This window comes from Streptomyces sp. NPDC046977 (assembly GCF_040644455.1).
GTDB lineage: Bacteria > Actinomycetota > Actinomycetes > Streptomycetales > Streptomycetaceae > Actinacidiphila.
The window spans coordinates 65,585-88,453 of the sequence record NZ_JBEYWO010000035.1 but is presented as its reverse complement, the minus strand read 5'-3'; the positions used below and the strand labels follow the sequence as shown (position 1 = coordinate 88,453).

20 protein-coding genes and 1 pseudogene are annotated in these 22,869 nt (G+C 71.1%); 13 read left to right on the top strand and 8 right to left on the bottom strand.

Going from position 1 to position 22,869, the window contains the following annotated elements; all coding sequences use genetic code 11:
• Positions 1-331 (top strand): DUF4162 domain-containing protein (locus tag ABZ883_RS36495; protein WP_360914134.1); only part of this gene is annotated, 331 nt, incomplete at its 5' end.
• Positions 328-1,110 (top strand): ABC transporter permease, encoded by a 783-nt coding sequence (locus tag ABZ883_RS36490; RefSeq protein WP_360914131.1) that lies wholly within the window; start codon positions 328-330, stop codon positions 1,108-1,110. The genes ABZ883_RS36495 and ABZ883_RS36490, both read left to right, overlap by 4 nt.
• 502 nt (positions 1,111-1,612) lie before the next feature.
• Here the strand turns inward: ABZ883_RS36490 and ABZ883_RS36485 are convergent.
• Positions 1,613-2,398: an SDR family oxidoreductase gene (locus ABZ883_RS36485; RefSeq protein WP_360914129.1), complete on the bottom strand. Its 786-nt coding sequence runs from the start codon at positions 2,396-2,398 to the stop codon at positions 1,613-1,615.
• 118 nt (positions 2,399-2,516) lie between these two features.
• Here ABZ883_RS36485 and ABZ883_RS36480 point away from each other — a divergent pair, with 118 nt between their 5' ends.
• The 5 genes from ABZ883_RS36480 to ABZ883_RS36460 all read left to right on the top strand — a co-directional run bounded on the left by ABZ883_RS36480 (position 2,517) and on the right by ABZ883_RS36460 (position 11,625).
• On the top strand, positions 2,517-4,172 hold the full coding sequence (locus ABZ883_RS36480) for an FAD-binding dehydrogenase (protein WP_360914126.1): 1,656 nt from the start codon (positions 2,517-2,519) through the stop codon (positions 4,170-4,172).
• An 86-nt stretch (positions 4,173-4,258) separates the two neighbouring features.
• Positions 4,259-5,485 carry a serine hydrolase domain-containing protein gene (locus tag ABZ883_RS36475; RefSeq protein ID WP_360914123.1) on the top strand — a complete coding sequence of 409 codons (1,227 nt, stop codon included), beginning with the start codon at positions 4,259-4,261 and terminating at the stop codon, positions 5,483-5,485.
• A gap of 69 nt (positions 5,486-5,554) precedes the next feature.
• The gene (locus ABZ883_RS36470; protein WP_360914120.1) at positions 5,555-8,920 is read left to right on the top strand and encodes a S41 family peptidase; all 3,366 of its coding nucleotides are present in this window, start codon (positions 5,555-5,557) and stop codon (positions 8,918-8,920) included.
• 822 nt (positions 8,921-9,742) lie between these two features.
• Complete coding sequence (locus ABZ883_RS36465; RefSeq protein ID WP_360914117.1) at positions 9,743-10,966, top strand: AAA family ATPase; 1,224 nt, start codon at positions 9,743-9,745, stop codon at positions 10,964-10,966.
• A 74-nt stretch (positions 10,967-11,040) separates the two neighbouring features.
• The gene (locus ABZ883_RS36460) at positions 11,041-11,625 is read left to right on the top strand and encodes a hypothetical protein (RefSeq protein WP_360914114.1); all 585 of its coding nucleotides are present in this window, start codon (positions 11,041-11,043) and stop codon (positions 11,623-11,625) included.
• A 138-nt stretch (positions 11,626-11,763) separates the two neighbouring features.
• On the opposite strand, the gene ABZ883_RS36455 is transcribed toward ABZ883_RS36460, so the two are convergent.
• The 4 genes from ABZ883_RS36455 to ABZ883_RS36440 all read right to left on the bottom strand — a co-directional run bounded on the left by ABZ883_RS36455 (position 11,764) and on the right by ABZ883_RS36440 (position 15,453).
• A complete protein-coding gene (locus ABZ883_RS36455) occupies positions 11,764-12,027 on the bottom strand; it encodes a hypothetical protein (protein ID WP_360914111.1) in 264 nt (87 codons plus the stop codon).
• Between the two features lie 98 nt (positions 12,028-12,125).
• Positions 12,126-13,019, bottom strand: coding sequence for an SDR family oxidoreductase (locus ABZ883_RS36450; protein ID WP_360914108.1), 894 nt, complete (start codon positions 13,017-13,019; stop codon positions 12,126-12,128).
• Positions 13,016-13,945 (bottom strand): alpha/beta hydrolase, encoded by a 930-nt coding sequence (locus ABZ883_RS36445; RefSeq protein WP_360914105.1) that lies wholly within the window; start codon positions 13,943-13,945, stop codon positions 13,016-13,018. The genes ABZ883_RS36450 and ABZ883_RS36445 overlap by 4 nt, the downstream gene beginning before the upstream one ends.
• Positions 13,942-15,453, bottom strand: coding sequence for an NAD(P)/FAD-dependent oxidoreductase (locus ABZ883_RS36440; protein WP_360914102.1), 1,512 nt, complete (start codon positions 15,451-15,453; stop codon positions 13,942-13,944). Before ABZ883_RS36440 ends, ABZ883_RS36445 begins: the two co-directional genes overlap by 4 nt.
• A gap of 168 nt (positions 15,454-15,621) precedes the next feature.
• On the opposite strand from ABZ883_RS36440, the gene ABZ883_RS36435 reads away from it, so the two are divergent.
• The 4 genes from ABZ883_RS36435 to ABZ883_RS36420 all read left to right on the top strand — a co-directional run bounded on the left by ABZ883_RS36435 (position 15,622) and on the right by ABZ883_RS36420 (position 17,709).
• On the top strand, positions 15,622-16,311 hold the full coding sequence (locus tag ABZ883_RS36435) for a MerR family transcriptional regulator (protein WP_360914142.1): 690 nt from the start codon (positions 15,622-15,624) through the stop codon (positions 16,309-16,311).
• Between the two features lie 101 nt (positions 16,312-16,412).
• Positions 16,413-17,195, top strand: a complete 783-nt coding sequence (locus ABZ883_RS36430; protein WP_360914140.1) for a helix-turn-helix transcriptional regulator — start codon at positions 16,413-16,415, stop codon at positions 17,193-17,195.
• The gene (locus ABZ883_RS36425; protein ID WP_360914099.1) at positions 17,192-17,455 is read left to right on the top strand and encodes a DUF397 domain-containing protein; all 264 of its coding nucleotides are present in this window, start codon (positions 17,192-17,194) and stop codon (positions 17,453-17,455) included. The genes ABZ883_RS36430 and ABZ883_RS36425 overlap by 4 nt, the downstream gene beginning before the upstream one ends.
• Positions 17,456-17,487: 32 nt before the next feature.
• Positions 17,488-17,709 carry a hypothetical protein gene (locus ABZ883_RS36420; protein ID WP_360914096.1) on the top strand — a complete coding sequence of 74 codons (222 nt, stop codon included), beginning with the start codon at positions 17,488-17,490 and terminating at the stop codon, positions 17,707-17,709.
• Positions 17,710-17,748: 39 nt separating this feature from the next.
• Here the strand turns inward: ABZ883_RS36420 and ABZ883_RS36415 are convergent.
• A pseudogene (locus ABZ883_RS36415) lies at positions 17,749-18,314 on the bottom strand (Uma2 family endonuclease).
• Positions 18,315-18,525: 211 nt separating this feature from the next.
• Here ABZ883_RS36415 and ABZ883_RS36410 point away from each other — a divergent pair.
• Both ABZ883_RS36410 and ABZ883_RS36405 read left to right on the top strand, forming a co-directional pair.
• Positions 18,526-19,158, top strand: a complete 633-nt coding sequence (locus tag ABZ883_RS36410; RefSeq protein WP_360914093.1) for an HAD family acid phosphatase — start codon at positions 18,526-18,528, stop codon at positions 19,156-19,158.
• A 141-nt stretch (positions 19,159-19,299) separates the two neighbouring features.
• The gene (locus ABZ883_RS36405) at positions 19,300-20,376 is read left to right on the top strand and encodes a glycerophosphodiester phosphodiesterase family protein (RefSeq protein WP_360914089.1); all 1,077 of its coding nucleotides are present in this window, start codon (positions 19,300-19,302) and stop codon (positions 20,374-20,376) included.
• A gap of 63 nt (positions 20,377-20,439) precedes the next feature.
• On the opposite strand, the gene ABZ883_RS36400 is transcribed toward ABZ883_RS36405, so the two are convergent.
• Both ABZ883_RS36400 and ABZ883_RS36395 read right to left on the bottom strand, forming a co-directional pair.
• The gene (locus ABZ883_RS36400) at positions 20,440-21,348 is read right to left on the bottom strand and encodes a DMT family transporter (RefSeq protein ID WP_360914086.1); all 909 of its coding nucleotides are present in this window, start codon (positions 21,346-21,348) and stop codon (positions 20,440-20,442) included.
• A 153-nt stretch (positions 21,349-21,501) separates the two neighbouring features.
• Complete coding sequence (locus tag ABZ883_RS36395) at positions 21,502-22,698, bottom strand: MarP family serine protease (RefSeq protein WP_360914083.1); 1,197 nt, start codon at positions 22,696-22,698, stop codon at positions 21,502-21,504.
• Between the last annotated feature and the right edge of the window lie 171 nt (positions 22,699-22,869).

Here is a 22,869-nt window from a genome sequence, read left to right as displayed (position 1 = left end):
CCACAACGGCACCATCGCCGCAGAGGGCACCGCCGACGAACTCAAGCGCCTCATCCCCGGCGGACACGTCCGGCTCCGCTTCACCGACCCCGCCGCCTACCTCGGCGCCGCCTCCGCCCTGCGCAAGGCCACCCGGGACGACGAAGCCCTCACCCTCCAGATCCCCAGCGACGGCACCCAGCGCGACCTGCGCACCCTCCTCGACGAACTCGACACCGCCGGCATCGAGGCCGACGAACTCACCGTGCACACCCCCGACCTCGACGACGTCTTCTTCGCCCTCACCGACACCGACACCGACACCGCCCAGACCAAGGAGACCGTCCGATGAGCAACCTGGCCCTCGCCGTCCGCGACTCCACGACCATGCTGCGCCGCAACCTCCTGCACGCCCGCCGCTACCCCTCCCTCACCCTGAACCTGCTGCTCACCCCCGTCATGCTGCTGCTGCTGTTCGTCTACATCTTCGGCGGCGTGATGGGCGCCGGCATCGACGGCGGCGGCGACCGGGCCGCCTACATCGCCTACATCGTCCCCGGGATCCTGCTCATGACCATCGGCAGCACCGTCATCGGGGCGGCCGTCTCCGTGGCCACGGACATGTCCGAAGGGATCATCGCCCGCTTCCGCACCATGGCGATCCACCGCGGCTCGATACTCATCGGGCACGTCGTCGGCAGCGTCCTGCAGTCGATCGCCAGCGTGGTCCTCGTCGGCGCCGTCGCCGTCGCGATCGGCTTCCGCTCCACCGACGCCACCGCCCTGGAATGGCTCGCCGCGCTCGGACTGCTCGCCCTGTTCGCGTTGGCCCTCACCTGGATCGCGGTCGGCATGGGCATGGCCAGCCCCAACGCCGAGGCCGCCAGCAACAGCGCCATGCCCCTGATCCTGCTGCCCCTGATCTCCAGCGCCTTCACCCCCATCGACGCGATGCCGGGCTGGTTCCAGCCGATCGCCCAGTACCAGCCGTTCACGCCGGCCATCGAGACCCTGCGCGGCCTGCTGCTCGGCACGGAGATCGGCAACAACGGCTGGCTCGCGGTCGGCTGGTGCGTCGCGCTGGCCGCGCTCGGCTACGTCTGGTCCAACGCGGCCTTCAACCGCAGGTAGCACCCGCCCGCCCTCCCCCAACCTCCGGCCGGGGGTGCCCCCAGCGGGGCTGCCATTCTGGACAGCACATTTAGGTGCCTCAGGAACTTGCTGCTGCGTGCCCCGGGTTGTGCACCCAAATATGCTCCACAGTCCAGAACACCACCCTCCCCCAGCTACCGCTGGGAGGTGCCCCCAACTCCCCCGCCCCCTCCGTGAGCTCTCGCGCCTGATCCCCGGTGGGTGGGTGAGAAGCGGTCCGGGGTTGGCGCAAGTGCCCTTCTGAACCCCCACCGGCCGTCAGTCGCCCCAACGAACCCGGGAGGGGGTGTGGCGGGGTGCGCCCGGAAGCGACGAGCGGAGACCGCGTGGTCGATGCCGAACAATGTGGGCGCAAACCGCGAGCGCTGAGGACGTACCCCGGCGCGGCACCGAACCCCCACAACGAACAGAGCGGGGCCCGCACTTACCGCGCCGGGTACTCGGGCGGGAGGGCGGGGAAAAACCAGGCGGACAGATCGCGTCAGGGACGAGCGCGGGCGAAGCCCGCGTGGTGCGCGAGCACACCCCCGTCCACCGGCAGCACCACCCCCGTCACCCACCCCGCGTCCCCCGACGCGAGAAACGCCACCGCCGACGCAATGTCGTCCGGCTCGCCGACGCGCCCCATGGGATAGATCTCCGCGATGCGGTCGAGGTCGGCCTCGCGGCCGGCCCACGCGGGGGTGCGGACCGTGCCCGGGGCGACGAGGTTGACGCGGACGCCGCGCGGCGCGGCATGGGCCGCGAGCGTGCGGGTGAGGGAGGCGAGGCCGGCCTTGGCGGCGCTGTAGGCGTGGTTGCCGAAGTCGACGTGGCCGTTGACGGAGCCGATGTTCACGATCGCGCCGCGCCCGCCGGCCTGCGTCAGCCACGGCAGGGCGGCCCGCGCGCAGCGCATCGCGCCGGTGAGGGTGACCTCGATGTCCTCGTACCAGTCGGCGTCGAGGAGGTCCTCGAACCGCGGGGGGTCGACGTGGCACGCGTACGCGTTGTTGACCAGGACGTCGATCCGCCCGAAGCGGTCCGCGGCGTGGGCCATGGCCGCGTCGACCGCGGCCTGGTCGGCGACGTCGCAGGCGATCGCGTCGGCGAGGCCGCCGCCATCGGACTGCTGCGTGAGCGCGGCCGCCGTCGCGGCCGCCCGCTCCCCGTCGGCGTCGGCGAGCAGGACCGCCGCCCCCTCGGACATCAGCCGGCGCGCGGTGGCCGCGCCGATGCCCTGGCCGCCTCCGGTGACAACGGCGACGTGTCCTTCGAATCTGCGCATGCCCGGGTCCTTCCGCCGCTCCGGGGAGAGCATTTCGTCGCGCGCACCCTCTCGCCCGGCTACTGGCGCGTAGCGTAACGTGCACGCACACCGAACGGGAGCGGAGAGGCACACACCCATGGCGCTGGACGCGGACGTCGTCGTCGTCGGAGCGGGACTGGCCGGGCTGGTCGCCACCGCGGAACTCGCCGACGCGGGCAGGAAGGTGATCCTGCTCGACCAGGAGCCGGAGTCCAACTTCGGCGGGCAGGCGTTCTGGTCGTTCGGCGGCCTGTTCCTCGTGGACTCGCCCGAGCAGCGCAGGATGCGCATCAAGGACAGCCGTGAGCTGGCCCTCCAGGACTGGATGGGCACGGCCGGCTTCGACCGCCCCGAGGACCACTGGCCGCGCAAGTGGGCCGAGGCGTACGTGGACTTCGCGGCGGGCGAGAAGCGTGCCTGGCTGCACGCGCAGGGCCTGCGCTTCTTCCCGCTGGTCGGCTGGGCCGAGCGCGGCGGCTACCTGGCCACCGGGCACGGCAACTCGGTGCCGCGTTTCCACATCACGTGGGGCACCGGGCCGGGGGTGGTGGCGCCGTTCGCGCGCCGGGTGCGGGAGGCGGTCGCCAAGGGCCTGGTCGAGCTGCGTTTCCGGCACCGGGTGACGGCACTGACGACGACCGACGGCACCGTGGACGGTGTCGCGGGCGAGGTGCTGGTGGACAGCGACGCCGAGCGCGGCAAGGCGAGTTCGCGGGAGGTCCGCTCGGAGTTCCGGCTCTCCGCCCAGGCGGTGGTCGTCACCTCGGGCGGCATCGGCGGCAATCACGACCTGGTGCGCAAGGCGTGGCCGGAGCGGCTGGGCACGCCGCCGGCGAAGCTGCTCTCCGGGGTCCCGGCGCACGTGGACGGTCTGATGCTGGGCGTCGCCGAGCAGGCGGGCGGCCATCTGATCAACGGCGACCGGATGTGGCACTACACCGAGGGCATCGAGAACTGGAACCCGATCTGGGCCCGGCACGGCATCCGTATCCTGCCCGGCCCGTCCTCGCTGTGGCTGGACGCGACGGGCAGGCGGCTGCCGGTGCCGCTGTTCCCGGGCTTCGACACGCTGGGGACGCTGGAGCACATCATGCGGACCGGCCACGAGTACACGTGGTTCGTCCTCACCCAGCGGATCATCGAGAAGGAGTTCGCGCTGTCGGGCTCCGAGCAGAACCCTGACCTGACCGGCAAGAGCGTGCGCGAGGTGCTGCGCCGTGTGCTGCCGGGCGCGCCCGGCCCGGTGGAGGCGTTCAAGGAGCACGGCGTGGACTTCGTCGTGGAGAACGACCTGGCGGCGCTCGTGCGGGGCATGAACGCGGTCACGAAGGACGATCTGCTCGACGAGGACGCGCTGCGCCGCGAGATCGTGGCCCGCGACCGGGAGATCACCAACACCTTCACCAAGGATCTGCAGGTCACCGCGATCCGCGGGGCCCGCAACTACCTCGGCGACAAGCTGAGCCGCACCGCGGCCCCGCACCGCCTGCTGGACCCGAAGGCGGGCCCGCTGATCGCGGTGCGGCTGAACATCCTGACCCGCAAGTCGCTCGGCGGGCTGGAGACGGACCTGGACGCCCGGGTGCTGCGCGCCGACGGGCAGCCGCTGCCGGGTCTGTACTCGGCGGGCGAGGCGGCCGGTTTTGGCGGCGGCGGGGTGCACGGCTACCGCTCGCTGGAGGGGACGTTCCTCGGCGGCTGCATCTTCTCGGGTCGTACGGCGGGCCGGGCGGCGGCAGCGGCGACCGCCTGAGCTGCGCCGCGCGCCGCGCGCCTCCGCCGGCCCGGGCCGTACCGGTGTGCGACCCCGGTCCGGGGACGCCGCGCGCGGGAGGCACCATGGAGGGGAGCAGCGGCGGCGGCAAGGCGGGAGTACGGGCAGTGGTGGACGTCCTGGGGTCGGTGGCGGACGGTTTCGAACCGGTCCGGGAGGCTTTCGCCCGGAACTTCGAGGAGCGCGGGGAGCTCGGCGCCGCGGTGACGGTGTACCGGGACGGCGAGAAGGCCGTGGACCTGTGGGCCGGTGCCGCGCACGCCGACGGTGCGGCCGACGGGCCCCGGTGGGCGGAGGACACCGCGCAGGTGGTCCGCTCCGCGACCAAGGGTGTGGCGGCGGCGTGCCTGCTGCTGCTGCACCAGCGCGGCCAGCTCGATCTGGACGCGCCCGTGGGCACGTACTGGCCCGAGTTCAAGACGGCCGGCAAGGAGCGGGTGACCGTGCGCGACGCCCTCGCGCACCGCGCGGGCGTGCCGGCGCTGGACGTCCCGCTCACCCCGGCGCAGGCGCTGGACGGGGTCAGCGGCCCGCGCGCGCTAGCGGCGCAGGCGCCGTTCTGGGCGCCCGGGAGCGACCACGGCTATCACGCGATGACCTACAGCTGGCTGATAGGCGAGCTGGTGCTGCGCGCGAGCGGCGGCCGGTCGATCGGCCGCTACGTGGCGGAGGAGATCGCCCGTCCGCTGGGCCTGGACCTGTGGGTGGGCCTGCCGGCCGGGCAGGAGGCACGGGTCGGCCGGATCGCCGCGATCACGGCCCCGGAGGCGCCGCCGGCGGCGGGGCTGCGGGCCCGTCCGAAGCGCAGCGTGAGCGAGGCGTACGACGACCCGGAGTCGCTGACCCGGCGGGCGTTCGGCGCCATCGAGCCGCTGCCGGACGAGAACGACCCCGCCTACCGTGCCGCGGAACTCGCGGCGTCCGCGGGGATCGCCACCGCGCGTTCGCTGGCCCGCTTCTACGCCGCCCTGGTCGGCGGCCTGGCGGACGGCGGTCCGCGGCTGTTCGCCCCGGCGACGCTGACCTCGGCGCGCACGGCCGAGTCCGAGGGACCGGACCGGGTGCTGGTGGTGAACACCCGCTTCGGTCTGGGCTACATGCTGCACGGCCCGTCCTCGCCGTTCCTGTCCCCCGGCTCCTTCGGGCATCCGGGTCGCGGCGGGTCGCTGGGCTTCGCCGACCCGGACTCGGGGATCGGCTTCGGCTACGTCACCAACGGCATGCAGAAGAACGTCACCGCCGACCCGCGGGCGCAGGCGCTGGTGCGGGCGGTACGGGAGTGCCTGCGCTGACGCAGGGCGGGAACCGGGCGAACCACGGCAAAAGTTGCCCGGGCTCCGGGACCCGCGAACGATGGATGGGTGAGCGACGCCGCGTACCTCCGGTTTCCGCATGTCCACGGTGAACGGCTCTGTTTCGTCGCCGAGGACGACATCTGGGTCGCGCCCCTGGACGAGGGGCGCGCGTGGCGGGTGACGGCCGACCGGACCCGGGTGGGCCATCCCCGTTTCTGCCCGGACGGTTCGTCGATCGCCTTCAACAGCTGGCGTTCGCTGGACCCCGAGGTCCATCTCGCGCCGGTGGAGGGCGGGCAGGCGAGCCGGCTCACCTACTGGGGCAGTCCCGACACCCGCGTGCGGTCCTGGACGCCGGACGGCCGGATCCTGGCCGTCTCCTCGCACGGTGAGCCGTTCTCGCACTACACGTGGGGGTACGCCGTCCCGGCCGACGGCGGGCCGGGCAGCCGGCTGCCGTGGGGGCCGGTGTCCGACATCGCCGTGCGGGACAGCGCCGCCGGGGAGCACCAGACGCTGCTGCTGTCGGCGACCGCGCCGCACGAGCCCGCCTCGTGGAAGCGGTACCGGGGCGGGGCGACCGGCCGGCTGTGGCTCCAGGGCGAGCTGCTGGCGCCGGACATCGGCGGGCATCTGGAGTCCCCCATGTTCGTGGGCGACCGGATCGCCTTCCTCAGCGACCACGAGGGCATCGGCAACCTGTACTCCTGCCGGCCCGACGGCACGGACCTGCGGCGGCACACCGACCACGCGGACTTCTACGCCCGCCACGCGTCCACCGACGGCCGGCGCGTGGTCTACCAGTGCGCGGGCGCGCTGTGGATGGTCGGGGAGCTGACCGCGGACTCGGTGCCGCGGCGGCTGGAGATCGACCTCGGCGGCACGCGGGCCGGGCGGCGCCCGTACCAGGTCCCGGCCGCGGCCTATCTGGACGGTCTGGCCGTGGACCGTACGGGCCGGGCGAGCGCGGTGTGCGTACGCGGCAGCCTGTACTGGCTCACGCACCGCGACGGCCCGGCCCGCACGATCTCCGACGAGCCCGGTTCCCGGGTCCGGCTGCCCGCGATGCTGGGCGAGACCGGCCGGATCGCCTTCGTCACGGACGCCGACGGCGAGGACGCGATCGAGATCGCGGCGCTGCCGGGCCGCCCGGCGGCGCTGGCCGTCGCGGAGATCGCCGACGAGGACGACGCGGTGGCGCAGGCACTGCGGGAGGGAGGGGAGGCGGGGGCCGAGGCCGCGGAGGGCGCTGACGAGGCGGCCGGTGAGGGCGCCCGCGCCCCCTGCCACAGTGGCGGCGCACGCCTGGCGTGCGGGGAGATCGGCCGGGTGCAGGAGCTGGTGCCCTCCCCCGACGGGGAGACGATGGCGGTCGCGGCCCACGACGGGCGGCTGCTGCTGGTCTCCGCGGAGACGGGCGCGGTCGGCGAACTCGACCGCTCCGACAACGGTCCCGTGCGCGACCTGGCCTTCTCCCCGGACTCGGCGTGGATCGCCTGGTCGCATCCGGTGGTGGGCCGCTCGCTGCGCAAGATCCGGATCGCCCGGCTGGCGCCGGACCCGGAGGACGGCGAGCGCACGGTCATCGACGTCACCAACGGCCGCTTCGAGGACGAGCAGCCGGTCTTCACCCGTGACGGCCGCTATCTGGCCTTCCTGTCCTGGCGCGGCTTCGACCCGGTGTACGACGTGCACACCGGTGACCTGTCCTTCCCGCTGGGCTGCCGCCCGCACCTGGTGCCGCTGCACTCGGCGACGCCGTCCCCCTTCGCGCTGCCCGTGGAGGGCAGGCCTCCCGGCGGCGGCCTGGACCCGGCGGGCTTCACCGAGGGCCCGCTGGCGGTGGAGGCGGCCGGGCTGCCGATGCGGGTGACGCCGTTCCCGGTGCCCGCCTCCAAGTACAGCTCGCTGGAGGCGGTGCGCGGCGGGCTGACGTGGCTGCGCTGGCCGATCTCGGGCGCGCTGGGCGAGACGTTCGTCAATCCGACCGATCCCTCGGCCCGGCCGACGCTGGAGTACTTCGGCCTGGCCAAGTCCAAGCGGGTCGAGCTGGTGCGGCACATGGACTGGTACCGGGTCAGCGGCGACGGCACGCAACTGGTCGTCTTCGACGAGGGCGAACTGACCGTCGTGCCCGCCTACGAGCCCGGCGACATGGACTCCACCGTCTACATCGACATGCGGCGCGTGCTGCACGAGGCGCACCCGCCCGCCGAGTGGCGCCAGGCGTACGCGGAGGCCGGGCGGATCATCCGCGACTACTTCTGGGCGCCGGACATGTGCGGCATCGACTGGCCCGCGGTGCTCGACCAGTACCGTCCCCTGCTCGAACAGGTCTCCACGCCCGACGAGTTCGCCGATCTGCTGCGCGAGGTCCTGGGCGAGCTGGGCACCTCGCACGCGTACGTCGCCCCGGCCCGACGCAACGAGGGGCCTCCGCACTACCAGCGGCCGATCGGGCTGCTGGGCGTCAACTTCGCGCACACCAAGGACGGCCGGTGGGTGGTGAGCCGCATCCTGCCCGGCGAGTCCTCCGATTCCAGGGCGCGTTCGCCGCTGGCGGGCACCGGCATTCCGGAGGGGGCGGCGCTCACCCATGTCGACGGCCGCGAGGTGGACCCGGTCGACGGTCCCGGTCCGCTGCTGTCGGCGGCGGGCGGCACCACCGTGGAGCTGACGTTCACACCCCCCGGCGACGGCCCTCCGCGCCGGGTCGCGGTCGTGCCGCTGGTGGACGAGCGGCCGCTGCGCTACCAGGACTGGGTTGCCAAACGGCGCCTGGTGGTCCGGGAGTTGAGCGAGGGCAAGTGCGGCTATCTGCACATCCCGGATCTGGGCGGCTCCGGCTGGGCGCAGTTCAACCGCGATCTGCGCATGGAGGTCGTGCGCCCGGCGCTCATCGTCGACGTGCGTGGCAACGCGGGCGGCAACATCAGCGACCTGGTCGTGGAGAGCCTGACCCGCAGGATCCTCGGCTGGGACTGGATCCGCGACGCGCAGCCGGTGAGTTACGCGGGCAACGCGCCACGCGGGCCGATCGTGGCGCTGGCCGACGAGGCGACCGCCTCCGATGGCGACATGATCACGGCGACGTTCCGGCTGCTGTCGATCGGCCCGGTGGTGGGCCACCGCACCTGGGGCGGCGTGGTCGGCATGACCGGCCGGCACCGGCTGGGCGACGGCACGGTGATCACGGTGCCGATGAACGCCGCCTGGTTCGAGGCGTACGGCTGGTCGGTGGAGAACCACGGCGTGGAACCGGACATCCCCTGCATCCGCACCCCGCTGGACTGGGCGGAGGGCCGGCGCACCGACCTGGAGGTGGCGGTGCAGACCGCGCTGGACCTGCTGGAGAAGCATCCCGCCGCCACGCCCCCCGATCTGTCCGACCGCCCCGACCGGCGGCGACCGCCGCTTCCGCCGCGGCGCTGAGCGACGGTGTATCCAGTCCATTCAAAGTGCTGCACGCGGCAGCACCGACGCGATGGGTCCACAGATAGTCCGCGGCTGGCAGAGTGGACTATCAGGGTGCCAAGGCGTTGGAGATGTGATGCGCCGGCTCCCTTCACGACCGGCCGGACAACTCGTTGAGCAACCTCGTCCTCTGGCCTCAAGCAGCGGTGAACTAGCTTTGGAGGCCCTGCTGCCCAGCCGCCACAGCCGAAATGACGCGACCGCAACCAGCTACTTGTGCGTCGATCGCCGGGGCAGCGCCGGATCGTCACTCAGATGGAAGAGTGCACCCCCTCTCTGACGCCGTGCAATGCTGTCGCGGTTAGCTCACTGCTCGCACCGCCTCAGCCGTGGCACAGGAGGGTGGGTGGGCACTCGGTGCGGGCCCGAACGATCGTTGCATTATTCAGGCTTATGGGTGAAAGGGGCGGACATGAGTTGAGATGCGCCATTCCTTGACGGGGTCGCCACTCACGCTCTCCTACGAACCAATCGGCCTTCTAACCTTTGCAGAGGCAGGCTCCTGTGTCAGTTGCACCAACTACGCTGCACTCGCGGCTGTTGCCGCTTGAGGGACCGCTAGCGCCATTCCGGGGTGCGCGGTCCGGGTGTAACGACGGCCACGAAGGAGGCTACTCGACATTGCGGCCTGCACACTCGCACTGCAGGCAGCCCTCGACGATGTGCCGGCACCTCGGATCCCAGCTTGCTTTGTGGCAGTACAAGAGCACATCAGGCTCGACGCTGCCCACCCCGGACACATACGCCACCCGGCGATCTGCTACCCGATAGGTTCGTCTCATGCCCGGCCGCCTTCTAGAACTACACGTTGAGAACTTCCGCAGCCTTCGTGACGTGACCATCCCACTCGGCCCGCTTACGGTCCTGGTGGGTCCCAACGGAGTGGGAAAGTCGAACGTACTGAAGGTGTTCGACTTCCTTGCCGCAATCATCCGAACTGACCTCCAGCCTGCGCTCGACGAGCGCGGTGGCTTCGACGAGGTAGCCTTCTGGGGTGGCGACAAGCCGCCGACATCCATGGCCATCCGCCTCAAAGCGGACTGGACGACGCATGCAAGCGCCAAAGCACCTGACGAGTACTCACTGACCATTCGTAGGCGTTCCTCGCCTAGCAGCCGTGACTCTTACACGTTGTCACGCCAGGAGAGCTTCCAGTTCAAGCGAACACAGGGCCGAGGTCGGCGCATCACCATTTCTGGCGATGAAGCCCGTGTCGTAGACAGGAGAGCCGGTCGCGAGTCCGATGGGGGTAGTTTTGGTATCCAGAGGTTGAGCAGTGGCCTCTCCACCCTGCCCCGGTTGGGGCGTTCGGACGGCGGGGAAGAGGTTGCAAGAGTTGCAGACCGCTTGTCATCTTTTAGGGTTTTCGACGTCGACGTTACCGCTGCTCGACAACCAACGCGTGCCCGCTCGATCAAGGCCGGCCGCTTGGAGTCCCACGCTGAGAACCTGGCAGCGTTTCTGGTCCAACTCAGCACCGACGAGGAGCGTTGGGCACTGTTAACGCGAGATGCCCGCCGCATCCTTCCGCAATTGGCGTCCATCGAATTCGAGCAGGTCGGGGGCTATGCGGATCGACTTGCTGTGGTGCTTCATGAACGAGGCCTGCGCCGGACCACTCCCCTTGTTGACGCCTCATTCGGAACCGTGCGCCTACTCGGTCTATTGGCCATGCTCTACGATCCCCGGCCTCCGGCGCTGACGTGCGTTGAAGAGATCGACCATGGTCTGCATCCACAAGCCCTGGAGCTCATTGTGGAGCGGATGCGGGAAGCGTCAGAGCGAACGCAATTTATTGTGGCGACCCACTCACCGGCACTCGTCGACAGATTGGAGCCTCACGAGTTCATCGTGTGCGATCGCGACGAAGGTGGTGCGTCCATTATTCCTGCTCTAACTACGGAAGAGATCGAGGCCATCGTCGCAGAGACAGGCGATCAGCCCCTTGGGGAGCTGTGGTTCTCCGGCGTTCTTGGCGGCGACTTGACTGAGGACGACCTGTGAGTCACAGGCGAATACACAAGTCCTTGAGTCGGGGTGTCGTTGTACTCGCGGGCGAGAGTGTTAACGATCGCCGCATGCTGGCTACGTTCATAAGGGCGGCCCATCCTGAACTTGTGGCCGCCATCACTCTCACTGAGATCACCGACCCTGTGCGGCTGCGGAAAAAATCGGGCGCCGAGCTGGCAACGGCAGCGGGCACCCTGGTGGGTAAGGCGCGCGGTAAAGCCCGCCTGAAGGCCGGTGACTTCGTAGGTATCGCTGTTCATGAGGACATGGACGCCTGCCCTGGCCCTGCCTATGACTCTGCACGGAAGGCCGTCTCCAATGCGCTGGCCAAGGCGACTGGCGTTTCCGCTTCCGTCTATGCACTTGCTGCGGCGGAGTCCGAAGCGTGGCTCCTCCTCTTCCCGGAGGCATTTACGCTCTACCGACCTTCATGGAAAATCCCGGCGGCGTGGCAGGGGAAAGATAGCGGGCGTCGCCAGACTCCAAAGGAGGACCTCGAGGGTATTCTCACCACTCCACGCTTCAGGGAGAGCGATGGCCCTGAGATCGCATCGGCGGCATTGACGAATGGACTGCTGACGAAACCCATGGGGTCGAATCGCTCCTACCAGGAGTTTATTGAAGATATCTCCAGTTGGGAGGTTCCCCACTAAGCGCACTCGGTCACTGGGGCGGCCTTTCAATCCTGGCCGGGAAGTGTGCGCCGGGCCCGGGTTCGCACGCGGCCGGACGCGGGAAGGGGCGCGCCCTTGCGGACGCGCCCCTCGGCGTTCACGCCTTGACCACGCGGGTCAGTGGTCCCGGTGCTGCCGGTCGTCGCGCGGCGCGCCGGACTGCTCGCGGCCGGTGCCCTTGGAGCCCGACTGCGGGGACTGCTTGCCGGACTGACCCTGGCCGGGCTGCCGCTGCTGCGTCCTGCCCTGCTCGCCCTGCTGGCGCATCTGCTCGTCGGTCATGCCCTGGGACTTGTCCCGGGTCTGGCCGATCCGCTCCTGCGGGCGGTCCTGCTGGCGCTGCTGCCCGGCCTTGCTTCGCGTGGGGTCGTTCTTGCCCATGATCACTCCTTCGTGATGTGTGGACTGGGCCTCGACCAGGCTGACACGTCCGGACACGCTACGCATTTCGTACGAATGCGCAGCGTGAACGCTCCTGGTCAGAGCGCCTTTTCGGCCCGGGACCGCGCATCGGCCGCGCCACCGGGGCCCACCAGACCGGGCCGTATGCCGCCCGCCGCCGCGATCCTCGGTTCCAGGCGGCGCATTTCGCGCCGCCCGATCGCGCCGCCGATCAGCCCCGGCAGGACGCCGCGCACCGACTGCATGCCGCGCAGCCACCACTGGGCGTAGACGTGCGGCGCACGGCGGGCGATGCCGTCCGCGATGCGCTCCACCGCGGGCGCCACCGGATAGGTGCGGTTGGCGGGCCACGGCAGCCGGCGGCGCGCCTCGCGCATCACGGCGTCCTCGTCGGCGCCGCGCACCATGTCGGTGTCGGTCCAGCTCAGATACCCCACGCCGACCCGCACGCCCTTGAAGCCCACTTCGGCGCGCAGGCAGTGCGCGAACGCCTCGACGCCCGCCTTGCTCGCGCAGTACGCGGTCATCAGCGGTGCCGGGGCGATCGCGGCGAGCGAGGCGATCTGCAGCAGGTAGCCGCGCGAGGCGATGAGCGCCGGCAGGAAGGCTCGGGCGGTGACGACGCCGCCCAGCAGATTGACCTGGACGACCCGGTCGAAGTCGGCCGGGTCCGTGTCGAGGAACGGACCGCCCGTCGCCACACCGGCGTTGGCGACCACGGCGTCGACGCGTCCGTACCGCTCCACGACCTCCTCGGCGACACGCGCCATCGCCTCTCGATCGGTGACGTCGGCCGTCCAGTGCCCGGTGCCGGGGCCGATCTCCGCCGCGACGGCCTTCAGTTCGTCCGGCTCCAGTCCGACGAGCGCCAGGCGGGCGCCGCGTGCGGCGAGGGTGCGGGCGAGCAGCGCACCGACCCCGCGGGCGGCGCCGGTCACCACCACGACCTGGCCGTCCAGCGACCTGCTCATGCCGTCTCCTCCGTGACCCGGGCCTGCGGCAGATGGTCCGTGACCAGGGTGCGGACCACGCCCGCGACCGCCGCGGGGGCCTCCAGCGGCGTCATGTGGCCGAGCCCCGGCAGTTCCGTGAGCCCGGCGAAGTGCGAGAGCCGGGCGGCCAGTCCGCGGGCGTGCACCGGCGGGGTGAGCTTGTCGGCGGTGCCCACCAGCACCGCGGTCGGCATGCGCAGCGCCGCCACCCCCGCGTCCAGGTTGAGCCCGGCCAGCACCCGGCCCCACGCCGCGCGCTGCCTGCGCCCGCAGGCGTGCACGATGCGTGCCGTCGCGGCCACCAGTTCCGGGCTCGAATCCGGGCCCAGGATGCCGTACTTGAGGGCCGCCCTGGTCACCGCGGACTGCGGGCCCAGCGGTGCCGCGCTGACCAGCAGGAAGCGGTGGAAGACGTCCCGTACCCGCTGGGCGCGCACCCGCGGCGGCAGCACCAGCGTCTCGGCGAGCAGCCGCCCGCTGCCGGTGCTGGCCAGCAGCACCGCTGCGGTACGGGACTGGATCTCAGGCCGGTCGCCCGCCGCCATCGCCGTCATGCCGCCCATGGAGTGGCCGACCAGCACCGCCTTCTCGCCGGAGGGGAGCACGGACTCCAGCACCGCCGTCAGGTCGTCGGCGAGCGCGTCGGTGCTGTAGCCGCCGCGGCGCGGGGTCCCGCTGCGGCCGTGGCCGCGCTGGTCGTACGCCACGACCCGGTACTGACCGGCCAGTTCGTGGATGACCGGGGCCCAGAAGCGGGTGTTGCAGGTCCAGCCGTGGATCAGCACGACGGTCGGCGCCGCGCCCGGCTCGGGGCCGTACTCCTCCACGTTGATCGCGGTGCCGTCGGCGGAGCGCACGACGTGCGCGTACCGGGCCTTGGGCAGGTCGAAGACGCCGCTGGTCATGAAGCCACCTCCACAGGGGCCGGGCGCTGCTCGGGGGCGCCGGCGGTCATGATCGTGTACTCGTCGAGCCGCACCCGGCGGGTGGCGCGCCGGAACCCGGCGGTCGTGCCCGGCCAGACGGTGGTGTTGCGGCCCTGGTCGTCCAGGTACCAGCTGACGCAGCCGCCGGTGTTCCACACGGTGCGGACCATCCGGCGCTGCACATCCTCGTTCCACGACCGCACCGCCTCCGGCCGGGCGTCCAGCGCGACGGCGCCGGTGGTGTCCAGGGCCCGCAGGTAGTCGGCGATGTAGTTGAGCGAGGACTCGATCATCAGGATCATCGAGCTGTTCCCGAGGCCGGTGTTGGGCCCGATGACGAACAGCAGATTGGGGAAGCCGTCGACGCTGGAGCCGCGCAGCGCGGCCATCCCGTCCTTCCAGTGCTCGGCCAGCGTCCGGCCGTCGGCGCCGACCACCCGGTCGCCGATCGGCATGTCGGTGACGTGGAAGCCGGTGCCGAAGACGATGGCGTCGACCTCGCGCTCGGTGCCGTCGGCCATGACGACGGTCGAGCCGCGCACCTCCTTCAGCGCGGAGGCCACGACCTCGGTGTTGGGCCGGGTGAGCGCCGGGTAGTAGTCGCTGGACAGCAGGATGCGCTTGCAGCCGATCCGGTAGTCCGGGGTGAGCTTCGCCCGCAGCACCGGGTCCTTGACCGACTTCGCCAGGTGCGACGCCGCGATCCGCTGCACGCCGCGCAGCAGCGCCGGGCGCTTGGTGAAGGCGCCGACCTGCAACTCCCGCAGCAGCCACAGCATTCCGCGCCGCGCCGTGGCGGTCGCCGGGACCTTGGCGTGCAGCCACCGCTCGGCCGCCGTGATGTCCCGGTCCATGCGCGGCATCACCCACGGCGGGGTCCGCTGCACCACGGTCAGGCTCGCCACCTCGGGCTGGATCGCCGGCACGATCTGAATGGCGGAGGCGCCGGTGCCGATCACCGCGACGCGCTTGCCCTTGAGGTCGTAGTCGTGGTCCCACCGCGAGGTGTGGAAGACCGCGCCCGGGAAGGAGTCCAGGCCCGGCACGTTCGGCAGCTTCGGGTCGGAGAGCGGGCCGCCCGCCGAGATCAGGACGTCGGCGGTCAGCTCGCCGCGCGAGGTGGCGACCTGCCAGTGCTTCGCCTCGGTGTCCCAGCGGGCCCGGCGGACCTCGGTCTCCAGCCGCAGATGCGGACGGAGGCCGAAGGTGTCCGCGACGCGCTCCAGATAGGCCCGGATGTGCGGCTGGCCGGAGAACGTACGGGGCCACTGCGGATTCGGCGCGAACGAGAAGGAGTACAGGTGCGAGGGCACGTCGCACGCGCACCCCGGATAGCTGTTGTCGCGCCAGGTGCCGCCGACGGAGTCGCGCCGCTCCAGCACCACGAAGTCGGTGATCCCCTCCCGCCGCAGGCGCACGGCCGCGCCGAGCCCGCCGAAGCCGGATCCGATGACCGCCACCCGTACGTGTTCGCTGCGCCCGGCCATACCGCCGCCTCTCGGTGCCGCCCTCGGACCTGATCGCGCCAGTGTTCACTGGCGCGATTCGGAGCGTAGACCAGAACGCGTTACCAGCGGTAGAGGTCGGAGCGCGCGAGTTGCCCCGGCGCACCGCCTAGGCTGGCGGGCGTGGCAACGCACGAGCGCGAGTACCGGATGGACGAACTGGCCGAGGCCGCCGGCGTGCCCGTCCGCACCGTCCGCTTCTACCGGGAGCGCAAACTGCTCCCCGCCCCGCGCCGCGAGGGCCGCATCGCCTGGTACAACGAGCACCACCTCGCCCGGCTCCGCACCATCACCGCCCTGCTGGAGCGCGGCCACACCCTCGGCGGCATCGCCGAGCTGATGAACGCCTGGGAGAGCGGCCGCCACGACGTCGGCGAACTGCTCGGCCTCGACCCGGCCCTGCCCACCCCCTGGTCGGAGGAGGAGCCGCTGCGGCTGACCCCCGAGGCGCTGGCCGACTACTACGGGGACCAGGCGACCGCGGAGAACCTCGCCACCGCCCTGGACATCGGCTACATCGCCGTCGACGGGGACGACGTCGTGCACGTCAGCCGCCGCCTGCTGGAGGCCTCGTCCGGCCTGGTCAAGGAGGGCATCCCGCTCGCCGAGGTACTGTCCGCCGGCCGCGACATGCGCCACCGCATGGACCTGCTCGCCGAGCTCTTCGTGCAACTCGCCCGCTCCCACGTCCTCCCCGGCGCCGAGGCCGACCTCCAGGCCGGCGACACGACCCGCCTCACGGAGGCGATAGCCCGACTGCGCCCCCTGGTGGAGGTCGTCGTCGAGGTGGAACTCGCCCTCGCGATGGACCGCAGACTGCGCGAGGAACTCAAGGGATAGCCCGCGCCTGGTGTCCGGAGAGGCTACCGTTACCGAGAGTGACTGTCGCTTCACGGACGGGGGTTGATGTGACGGTGCCCAAGGACAAGCGCTCCGTGAGCATGGCGATCTTCGGCGACCTCCTCCGCGCCCTCCGCGAGGGCCGGGGGATCACCTTGGACGCACTGGCCGCGCACACGGGCTACTCGAAATCGCTCGCCATCAAGATCGAGTCCGGCGAACGCCTCGCCAGCAAGGCCTTCATCGACAAGGCGGAGGAACTGCTCGGCTCCCCCGGTGCGTTGCGGGCGGTCGCGCCGCACCTGTCCCGAGAGAAGCTGCCCGCGGGGTACGGCGAGTACGCGGACGAGGAGGCTCGGGCGACGAGCATCGGATTCTACGACGCCCACGTGGTCAATGGGCTTCTGCAGACCGAGGCCTACATGCGTGCGGTGTTCAACGCCCGCTGCCCGGCGCTCGAAGAGGACGAGATCGACCACTGGACGGAGGGCCGACTCGCCCGCCAGGCGCTCATCACGCGCAAGCCGGTGTGCATGCTGTCCTTCGTCCTGGAGGAATGGCTTCTGCGCCGGCCCGTGGGTGGAAGGCAGGCCATGAAGGACCAGTTGGGGCGCATCCTCGAACTCGGAGAGCGCCGCAACGTGCAGATCCAGGTCATGCCGACGCGCTACGAGGCCGTGGCCGGATTCAACGGACCTTTCACGTTCCTTGAAACGGCCGAACGGCAGTGGCTGGCCTACGCTGAGGGACAGGTCGGGGGGTACCTGAGCGATGATCGCGCGAGGGTCAGTGACCTGTACCACCGCTACGGCACGATCCGGGCGCAGGCCCTCACCCCCGAGGATTCGGCGAAGGTCATCGAGCAGATTGCGGGCGAGCTGTGAGCGCACTCGTGTGGTTCAAGTCCAGCTACAGCGGTGACGACGGCGGCCAATGCATTGAAGTCGCCCTCGACTGGCGGAAGTCGACCCACAGCGGCAGCGACGGCGGCGACTGCGTCGAGGTCGCGTCCTGCGCGGCGGCGGTGCACGTGCGGGACTCCAAGGACCGGACGGGCCCCGTGCTCACGTTCCCGCCCGACGCGTGGGCCGCGTTCGTCGGGTTCGTCGCGTTCGCCGCCGCGACCGCCCAGGACGCCGTATAGGCCAGGCGGGAGCGGGACTTACGATCAAGCCCATGACGAGCACTCCGGAGTCCTGGACCATTCGCCACTTCTCCCAGGCCAACCCTGCGGGTCCGGGCTGCGACAACGTGTCGGCGCTCTTGCGGAGGCTGGCCGATTCGATCGAGGCATTGGGCCCTGTTGAGGTTCAGGATGTCGTCATCGAGTCGGAGATGACCGAGCACGGACCTTGGCGATCGGGGACGGTCTACTTCTACCTGCCCGAAGACGACTGAGCGCGACTCCGGCGCTGTCGAGCGAGGCCAAGTCACGCATCAGATCGAGCCGAGGCCGACCTCGATCGGGAACGGCACCGTGGTCTTGACGACATCCGCGAAGACATCCCCGTCCCGATAGACCCAGCCGCGGGACCGAGCACGTAGGTGTACACCAGAGGGACTCCGTTGGCTGTCTGCTCCACCCGCCAGAAGAAGGAGATCCCGGCTTTGGCGTACTGCTCCCTCTTCGCGATCCGGTCAGTGGTCTCCGAGCCGGGCGAAACCACCTCGACGACCAGCAGCACATGCTCGGGCCGGGTGGGCGTGACGTCGATGGTGTCCGCCTTGTAGACCACGGCGTCCGGACGACGATGCGTCAACGGCAGGTCCTGAAGGCGGACATCGACATCCGTAGCGGCATTCCACTCCGGGGATGCGGCCGCGTCCAGGGCATTGGCCAGAAGCCGAGCCAGCCGATGGTGGCGCTGGGACGCTCTCGGGCTCACCGCGACCATCCCGTCCACGATCTCGATGCCCCCGCACTGCTCCGCGGGCCAGGAGTCGTACTGCGCCGCGGTGATCGGGGCGTGCATCCACTCCGGCACGGTCATGTCGGCGGTCACGGCGCACCTCCCCCGGAAACGGCGACGGACCCGCGCCACGGACGCTCAGCCCATGAGGGCGGGACGCATGCGTGGCTGCCGGCGCACCGATGCCGGCCTTGGCATCGGGCCCGGCCGGGAGAGGCCCCAACCAAGCCCGCCCGGGCATTCGTTACCCGCAGGTAACCACCGCGTCGGCAGGCGCTCACCCGGGCAAGCAATCGTGCGGTGCATGACAAGCCTCAAGCCCTTCAGCGTCAGACGCGGCCTCCTCACCGTGGCGATCGCGGCCGCCGGGATGACCGGCCTCGCCCTCCCCGCATCCGCGCACGCAGCCGAGGCGCCGGTGGCCCCGCGCGTGAGCGCGAGCGCCTCCGTCGACTACGGCACCTGGCAGCGGGACGTCCGCGCGGTCATCGACCAGGCCCACACCTATGTGCAGGACCGCACCGCCGAGCCCGCCCCCGGCGAGAAGCTCGCGATCGTGCTGGACATCGACAACACGTCGCTGGAGACCTACTTCGACTGGTGGTTCCCGCAGGCGGTCGCGCCGACCCGGGACCTGGCGCGCTACGCCGACGCCCGCGGCGTGGACATCTTCTTCGTCACCGCGCGGCCGGACTTCATCTACCCGGCGACGTACTACAACCTCGACCACGAGGGCTACCCGGTCGCGGGCCTGTACGGCCGCTCGATCCCGGACCTCTTTGCCGAGGTCAGCGCGTACAAGACGGCGCAGCGCGCCGCGATCGAGCAGCGCGGCTACACGATCATCGCGAACATCGGGAACAACACGACCGACCTGGTGGGCGGCCACGCCGAGCGGACGTTCAAGCTGCCGGACTACAACGGCACTCTGGACTGAGGTCCCGCCGACGCCGCGCCACGCCCGGGGAACGTCCGTTCCCCGGGCGTTCACCATGTCCTCATACCGATGCTTGGTCCGGGCTTTACCTGCCCCCTACCTTCGCCGAAGTCCAGTTCGCCTGAAGTAGACGAGGTATAAATGTCCCTCCGGCATGCAGTCGCCGCCCTGGCCGTGGTGCCCGCGCTGGTGGTCCCCGCGACCGCCCAGGCGGCCACGGACCACCATCACCACCACGTTCCGTCCCAGAAGAACCACTTCGACCTCCAGGCCCACCGCGGCGGCCTCGGCATGACCACCGAGGAGTCCCTCGAGGGCTTCGGCAAGGCGCTGCGCCTCGGGGTGAGCACCCTGGAGCTGGACACGCACGTCACCAAGGACGAGAAGGTCGTGGTCAACCACGACCGGCAGATCAGCGCCCAGAAGTGCAAGGACACCGCGCCGGTGACGCCGGGCGACCCGATGTACCCGTACGTCGGGAAGTACATCAAGGACCTGACCCTGGCGCAGATCAAGACCATGGACTGCGGCTACCAGCAGCTGCCCGGCTTCCCCGAGCAGGAGCAGATCAAGGGCTTCCGCATGGTGGAGCTCAAGGACGTCCTGAACCTGGTCAAGAGCTACCGGGCCAACAAGGTCACGCTCAACATCGAGACCAAGGTGGAGGCCGGCGCCCCGACCCAGACCGCGCCGCGCGAGCTGTTCGTGCGCCGCGTCTTCGAGGAGATCCACCGCTCGGGCATCGAGAAGCAGGTCACCATCCAGTCCTTCGACTGGGGCGCGCTGAACGAGATGCACAAGCTCGCGCCGAAGTACCCGCTGGTGGCGCTCACCAACTTCGACTTCCTCCAGGTCGGCAAGCCCGGCGCCTCGCCGTGGCTCGGCGGCATCGACGCCGACGACTACGACGGCGACTTCGTGAAGGCCGCCGCGGCCATCCCGGGCGTCACGGCGCTCTCGCCGGTGTACGGCCTGCCGCAGAACGGCACCGTCGCCGACCCGAACTTCACGTTCTACGTCAACAAGAAGATGGTGGACGACGCCCACTGGCTCGGCCTGCGGGTCGTCCCGTGGACCTGTGACGACCCCGCCACCATCAAGGCGCTGCTCGACATGAACATCGACGGCATCATCACGGACTACCCGAACCGGGTCCGCGACATCATGGCCGAGCGCGGCATGCGCATGCCCCGCGCCTACAAGGCGCCCCGTCACTGACGAACGGCGCGGCAGGCATGCGAACGCCCCCGGAACCGCGCGGTTCCGGGGGCGTTCGCGCGTTCACATGCGCGATCCGGCCGGCTGCCCTGCGGCCACCGGCACGTTCTCCTCGGGGTGGACGCACTTGTACAGGCACTGCGTGCGGGAGAGCGCGAAGACGCCGTAGGTGAGCAGGGCGAAGCCGGCGACCGCGGGCAGCATCCACAGCCCGGTCCGCGGCTGCTCCCCGTAGAGGATCACCCCGAGGGCGAAGCCCGCCACGGCGTCGCAGAGGGTCAGGGCGGGCTGGGAGGCGATGAGCGGGCCGCCCTGCATGGCGGTGCCGAGCAGGAAGAGGGAGAAGCCGCCCGTGGCGGCGAAGGCGTAGGTCTGCCAGGACAGCAGCCAGGCCGCGATGCCCTGGTGGCCGAGGATGTCCATGGACGACTTGATCAGTGCGGCCGTCAGCGCGTTGCCCACGGCGGCCGCCGCCCCGAGGCAGGCGGCGCGGGTCAGGCCGAGCGGGCGCCGCAGCCCGGCCACCACCAGGGCCGCGCCGAGCCCGCCGACGATGAGCAGCGTCGGCACCCACCAGATGCCCGGCACCTGTTCGCGTCCTCCGGCGGGGGCCAGGGAGAACAGGAAGACGCCCAGTCCCACGGCGATGCACCCGACGCAGAGCCACGCCTTCTGCGAGAGCTCGACGTGGAAGACGGCTCCGCCGATCACGAGGGCCAGCGGCAGTTCGAGGATGAAGACCGGCTGCACGGTGGCGAGGGAGCCGGTGCCGAGGGCGAGCGCCTGGAAGACCGCGGCGCCGATCACCGCGGCGATGCCGGCGAGCCAGACCGGGGTGCGCAGCAGGTCGCGCATGAGTCCCAGGCGCAGCGAGGTGGAGGCGGGCACCTTGAGCACCGCCTGCCGTTGCAGCACCGTCCCGAGGGCGTTGCTGCACGCCGCGATCACGGCGAAGAGGACCGACAGGATCATGTCGGCTGCACCACTCCCCTGCCTGCGCTGGTTCGTCCGGTCCCTGTTCCGGCGCGGGGCCGCTGTGCGTCGCGGGGTCCGCGACGGCCGGCGAGTCCGGAATGTCCGATCAAAGAGTCAGTCTAACGTCGCGCCCGCGGGCACCGCCCGGGGTCACAGGGCGGCGCGGCTGCCCGTGTCCACGGCCTGCGTGGCGGCCGCCGCGCGGCGCGCGTCGTCGCGGACCTCGTCGGCGGTGAGGACGTAGCCCGTGGTGGCGTCGGTGGTGGAGCGGGCGAACACGACCCCGTAGACATGGCCCGCGGTGTTCAGCAGCGGGCCGCCGGAGTTGCCGGGGCGCACGATCGAGCGCACCTGGTAGATGTCGCGGGTGACGATGCCGTCCCCGTAGATGTCCTGGCCGGTGGCGCGGATACGGCCGGCCACGGTCGCCGCGCGCAGGTCCAGGCCGCCGTCCTCGGGGTATCCGGCCACGACCGCGCCGTCCCCGCGCTCGGCGGCGTCGGTGAAGTCCAGCGTGGGGGCGTGCAGCCCCGGCACGTGGAGGACCGCGACGTCCTTGCCGGGGTCGAAGAGCACGACCGTGGCCCGGTACGCGCGCCCGGCGCCGCCGATCTGGACGGCGGGGTCGTCGACGCCGGCGACGACGTGGGCGTTGGTCATGACGTGCCCGTCGGCGTAGACGAAGCCGGTGCCCTCCTGGCCCTGGCGGCGGCCGTTCACGAAGGCGATGCCCTCGATCTTCACCGTGCTGCGGGCGGCGGCCCGCGTGGCGGCGTCGGTGACGCTGTCGCCGGACGGCGCGGGCACCCCGTTGACGGGCTCGGACTCGAAGGGGTTGAAGACCTGCGGGAAACCCGCCTCGGCCAGGGCGCTGGTCGCCCTGCTGAACCAGCTGGGCGCCTGCCGCGGCATCGTGTCCTGGACGGCGCCGAGCACCGCGGAGCCGCGGATCGACTGGGCGAGCACGTTGGAGGAGGCCGTCACCAGGACGCTCGCGGCGACCCAGGCGACCAGCAGCACCGCCACGGCGTTCGCCGCCGCGCCGCCGACGCCGTCGAGCCAGCGCAGCGGCCCCCAGTCCAGTCCGGTGCGCACCTTCCAGGCGACCCCCGAGGCGACGGCGTGGCCCGCGGCCGCCGGGATGAGGACGGTGAGCAGGGCGACGAGGGTGGCGCGGGGGGTGCCCGGTTCGACGTACTGGAGCACGTACGGCAGCAGCCACACGCCGATCACGGCCCCGCCGAGGAAGCCCGCGAGCGAGATGGTGCCCGCGACCAGTCCGCGCCGGTAGCCGGCGACCGCGTAGGCGACCGTCAGCACGAGCAGCAGCAGGTCGAGCAGGTTCAACCGAGAGGCCTTTCCCGAAACCGTATGGACTCGTAAAAACGCACATTAACCGACCATCGGTTCCCTTTTGTGTCGCACCGCACGCGCTATCTGCCCGAAAAGCCATACGAACGGCCCGGTTCCGGCCTCCGTAGACGTTCTACGGAGGCCGTCACCGGGCCGTTCATCGCG

Bases quoted from the DNA above. Each gene is read 5' to 3' on its own strand.
- ABZ883_RS36490 (WP_360914131.1), top strand. From the start codon at position 328: ATGAGCAACCTGGCCCTCGCCGTCCGCGACTCCACGACCATGCTGCGC.
- ABZ883_RS36485 (WP_360914129.1), bottom strand. From the start codon at position 2,398: ATGCGCAGATTCGAAGGACACGTCGCCGTTGTCACCGGAGGCGGCCAG.
- ABZ883_RS36480 (WP_360914126.1), top strand. From the start codon at position 2,517: ATGGCGCTGGACGCGGACGTCGTCGTCGTCGGAGCGGGACTGGCCGGG.
- ABZ883_RS36475 (WP_360914123.1), top strand. From the start codon at position 4,259: ATGGAGGGGAGCAGCGGCGGCGGCAAGGCGGGAGTACGGGCAGTGGTG.
- ABZ883_RS36465 (WP_360914117.1), top strand. From the start codon at position 9,743: ATGCCCGGCCGCCTTCTAGAACTACACGTTGAGAACTTCCGCAGCCTT.
- ABZ883_RS36460 (WP_360914114.1), top strand. From the start codon at position 11,041: ATGCTGGCTACGTTCATAAGGGCGGCCCATCCTGAACTTGTGGCCGCC.
- ABZ883_RS36455 (WP_360914111.1), bottom strand. From the start codon at position 12,027: ATGGGCAAGAACGACCCCACGCGAAGCAAGGCCGGGCAGCAGCGCCAG.
- ABZ883_RS36450 (WP_360914108.1), bottom strand. From the start codon at position 13,019: ATGAGCAGGTCGCTGGACGGCCAGGTCGTGGTGGTGACCGGCGCCGCC.
- ABZ883_RS36445 (WP_360914105.1), bottom strand. From the start codon at position 13,945: ATGACCAGCGGCGTCTTCGACCTGCCCAAGGCCCGGTACGCGCACGTC.
- ABZ883_RS36440 (WP_360914102.1), bottom strand. From the start codon at position 15,453: ATGGCCGGGCGCAGCGAACACGTACGGGTGGCGGTCATCGGATCCGGC.
- ABZ883_RS36435 (WP_360914142.1), top strand. From the start codon at position 15,622: ATGGACGAACTGGCCGAGGCCGCCGGCGTGCCCGTCCGCACCGTCCGC.
- ABZ883_RS36430 (WP_360914140.1), top strand. From the start codon at position 16,413: ATGGCGATCTTCGGCGACCTCCTCCGCGCCCTCCGCGAGGGCCGGGGG.
- ABZ883_RS36420 (WP_360914096.1), top strand. From the start codon at position 17,488: ATGACGAGCACTCCGGAGTCCTGGACCATTCGCCACTTCTCCCAGGCC.
- ABZ883_RS36410 (WP_360914093.1), top strand. From the start codon at position 18,526: ATGACAAGCCTCAAGCCCTTCAGCGTCAGACGCGGCCTCCTCACCGTG.
- ABZ883_RS36405 (WP_360914089.1), top strand. From the start codon at position 19,300: ATGTCCCTCCGGCATGCAGTCGCCGCCCTGGCCGTGGTGCCCGCGCTG.
- ABZ883_RS36400 (WP_360914086.1), bottom strand. From the start codon at position 21,348: ATGATCCTGTCGGTCCTCTTCGCCGTGATCGCGGCGTGCAGCAACGCC.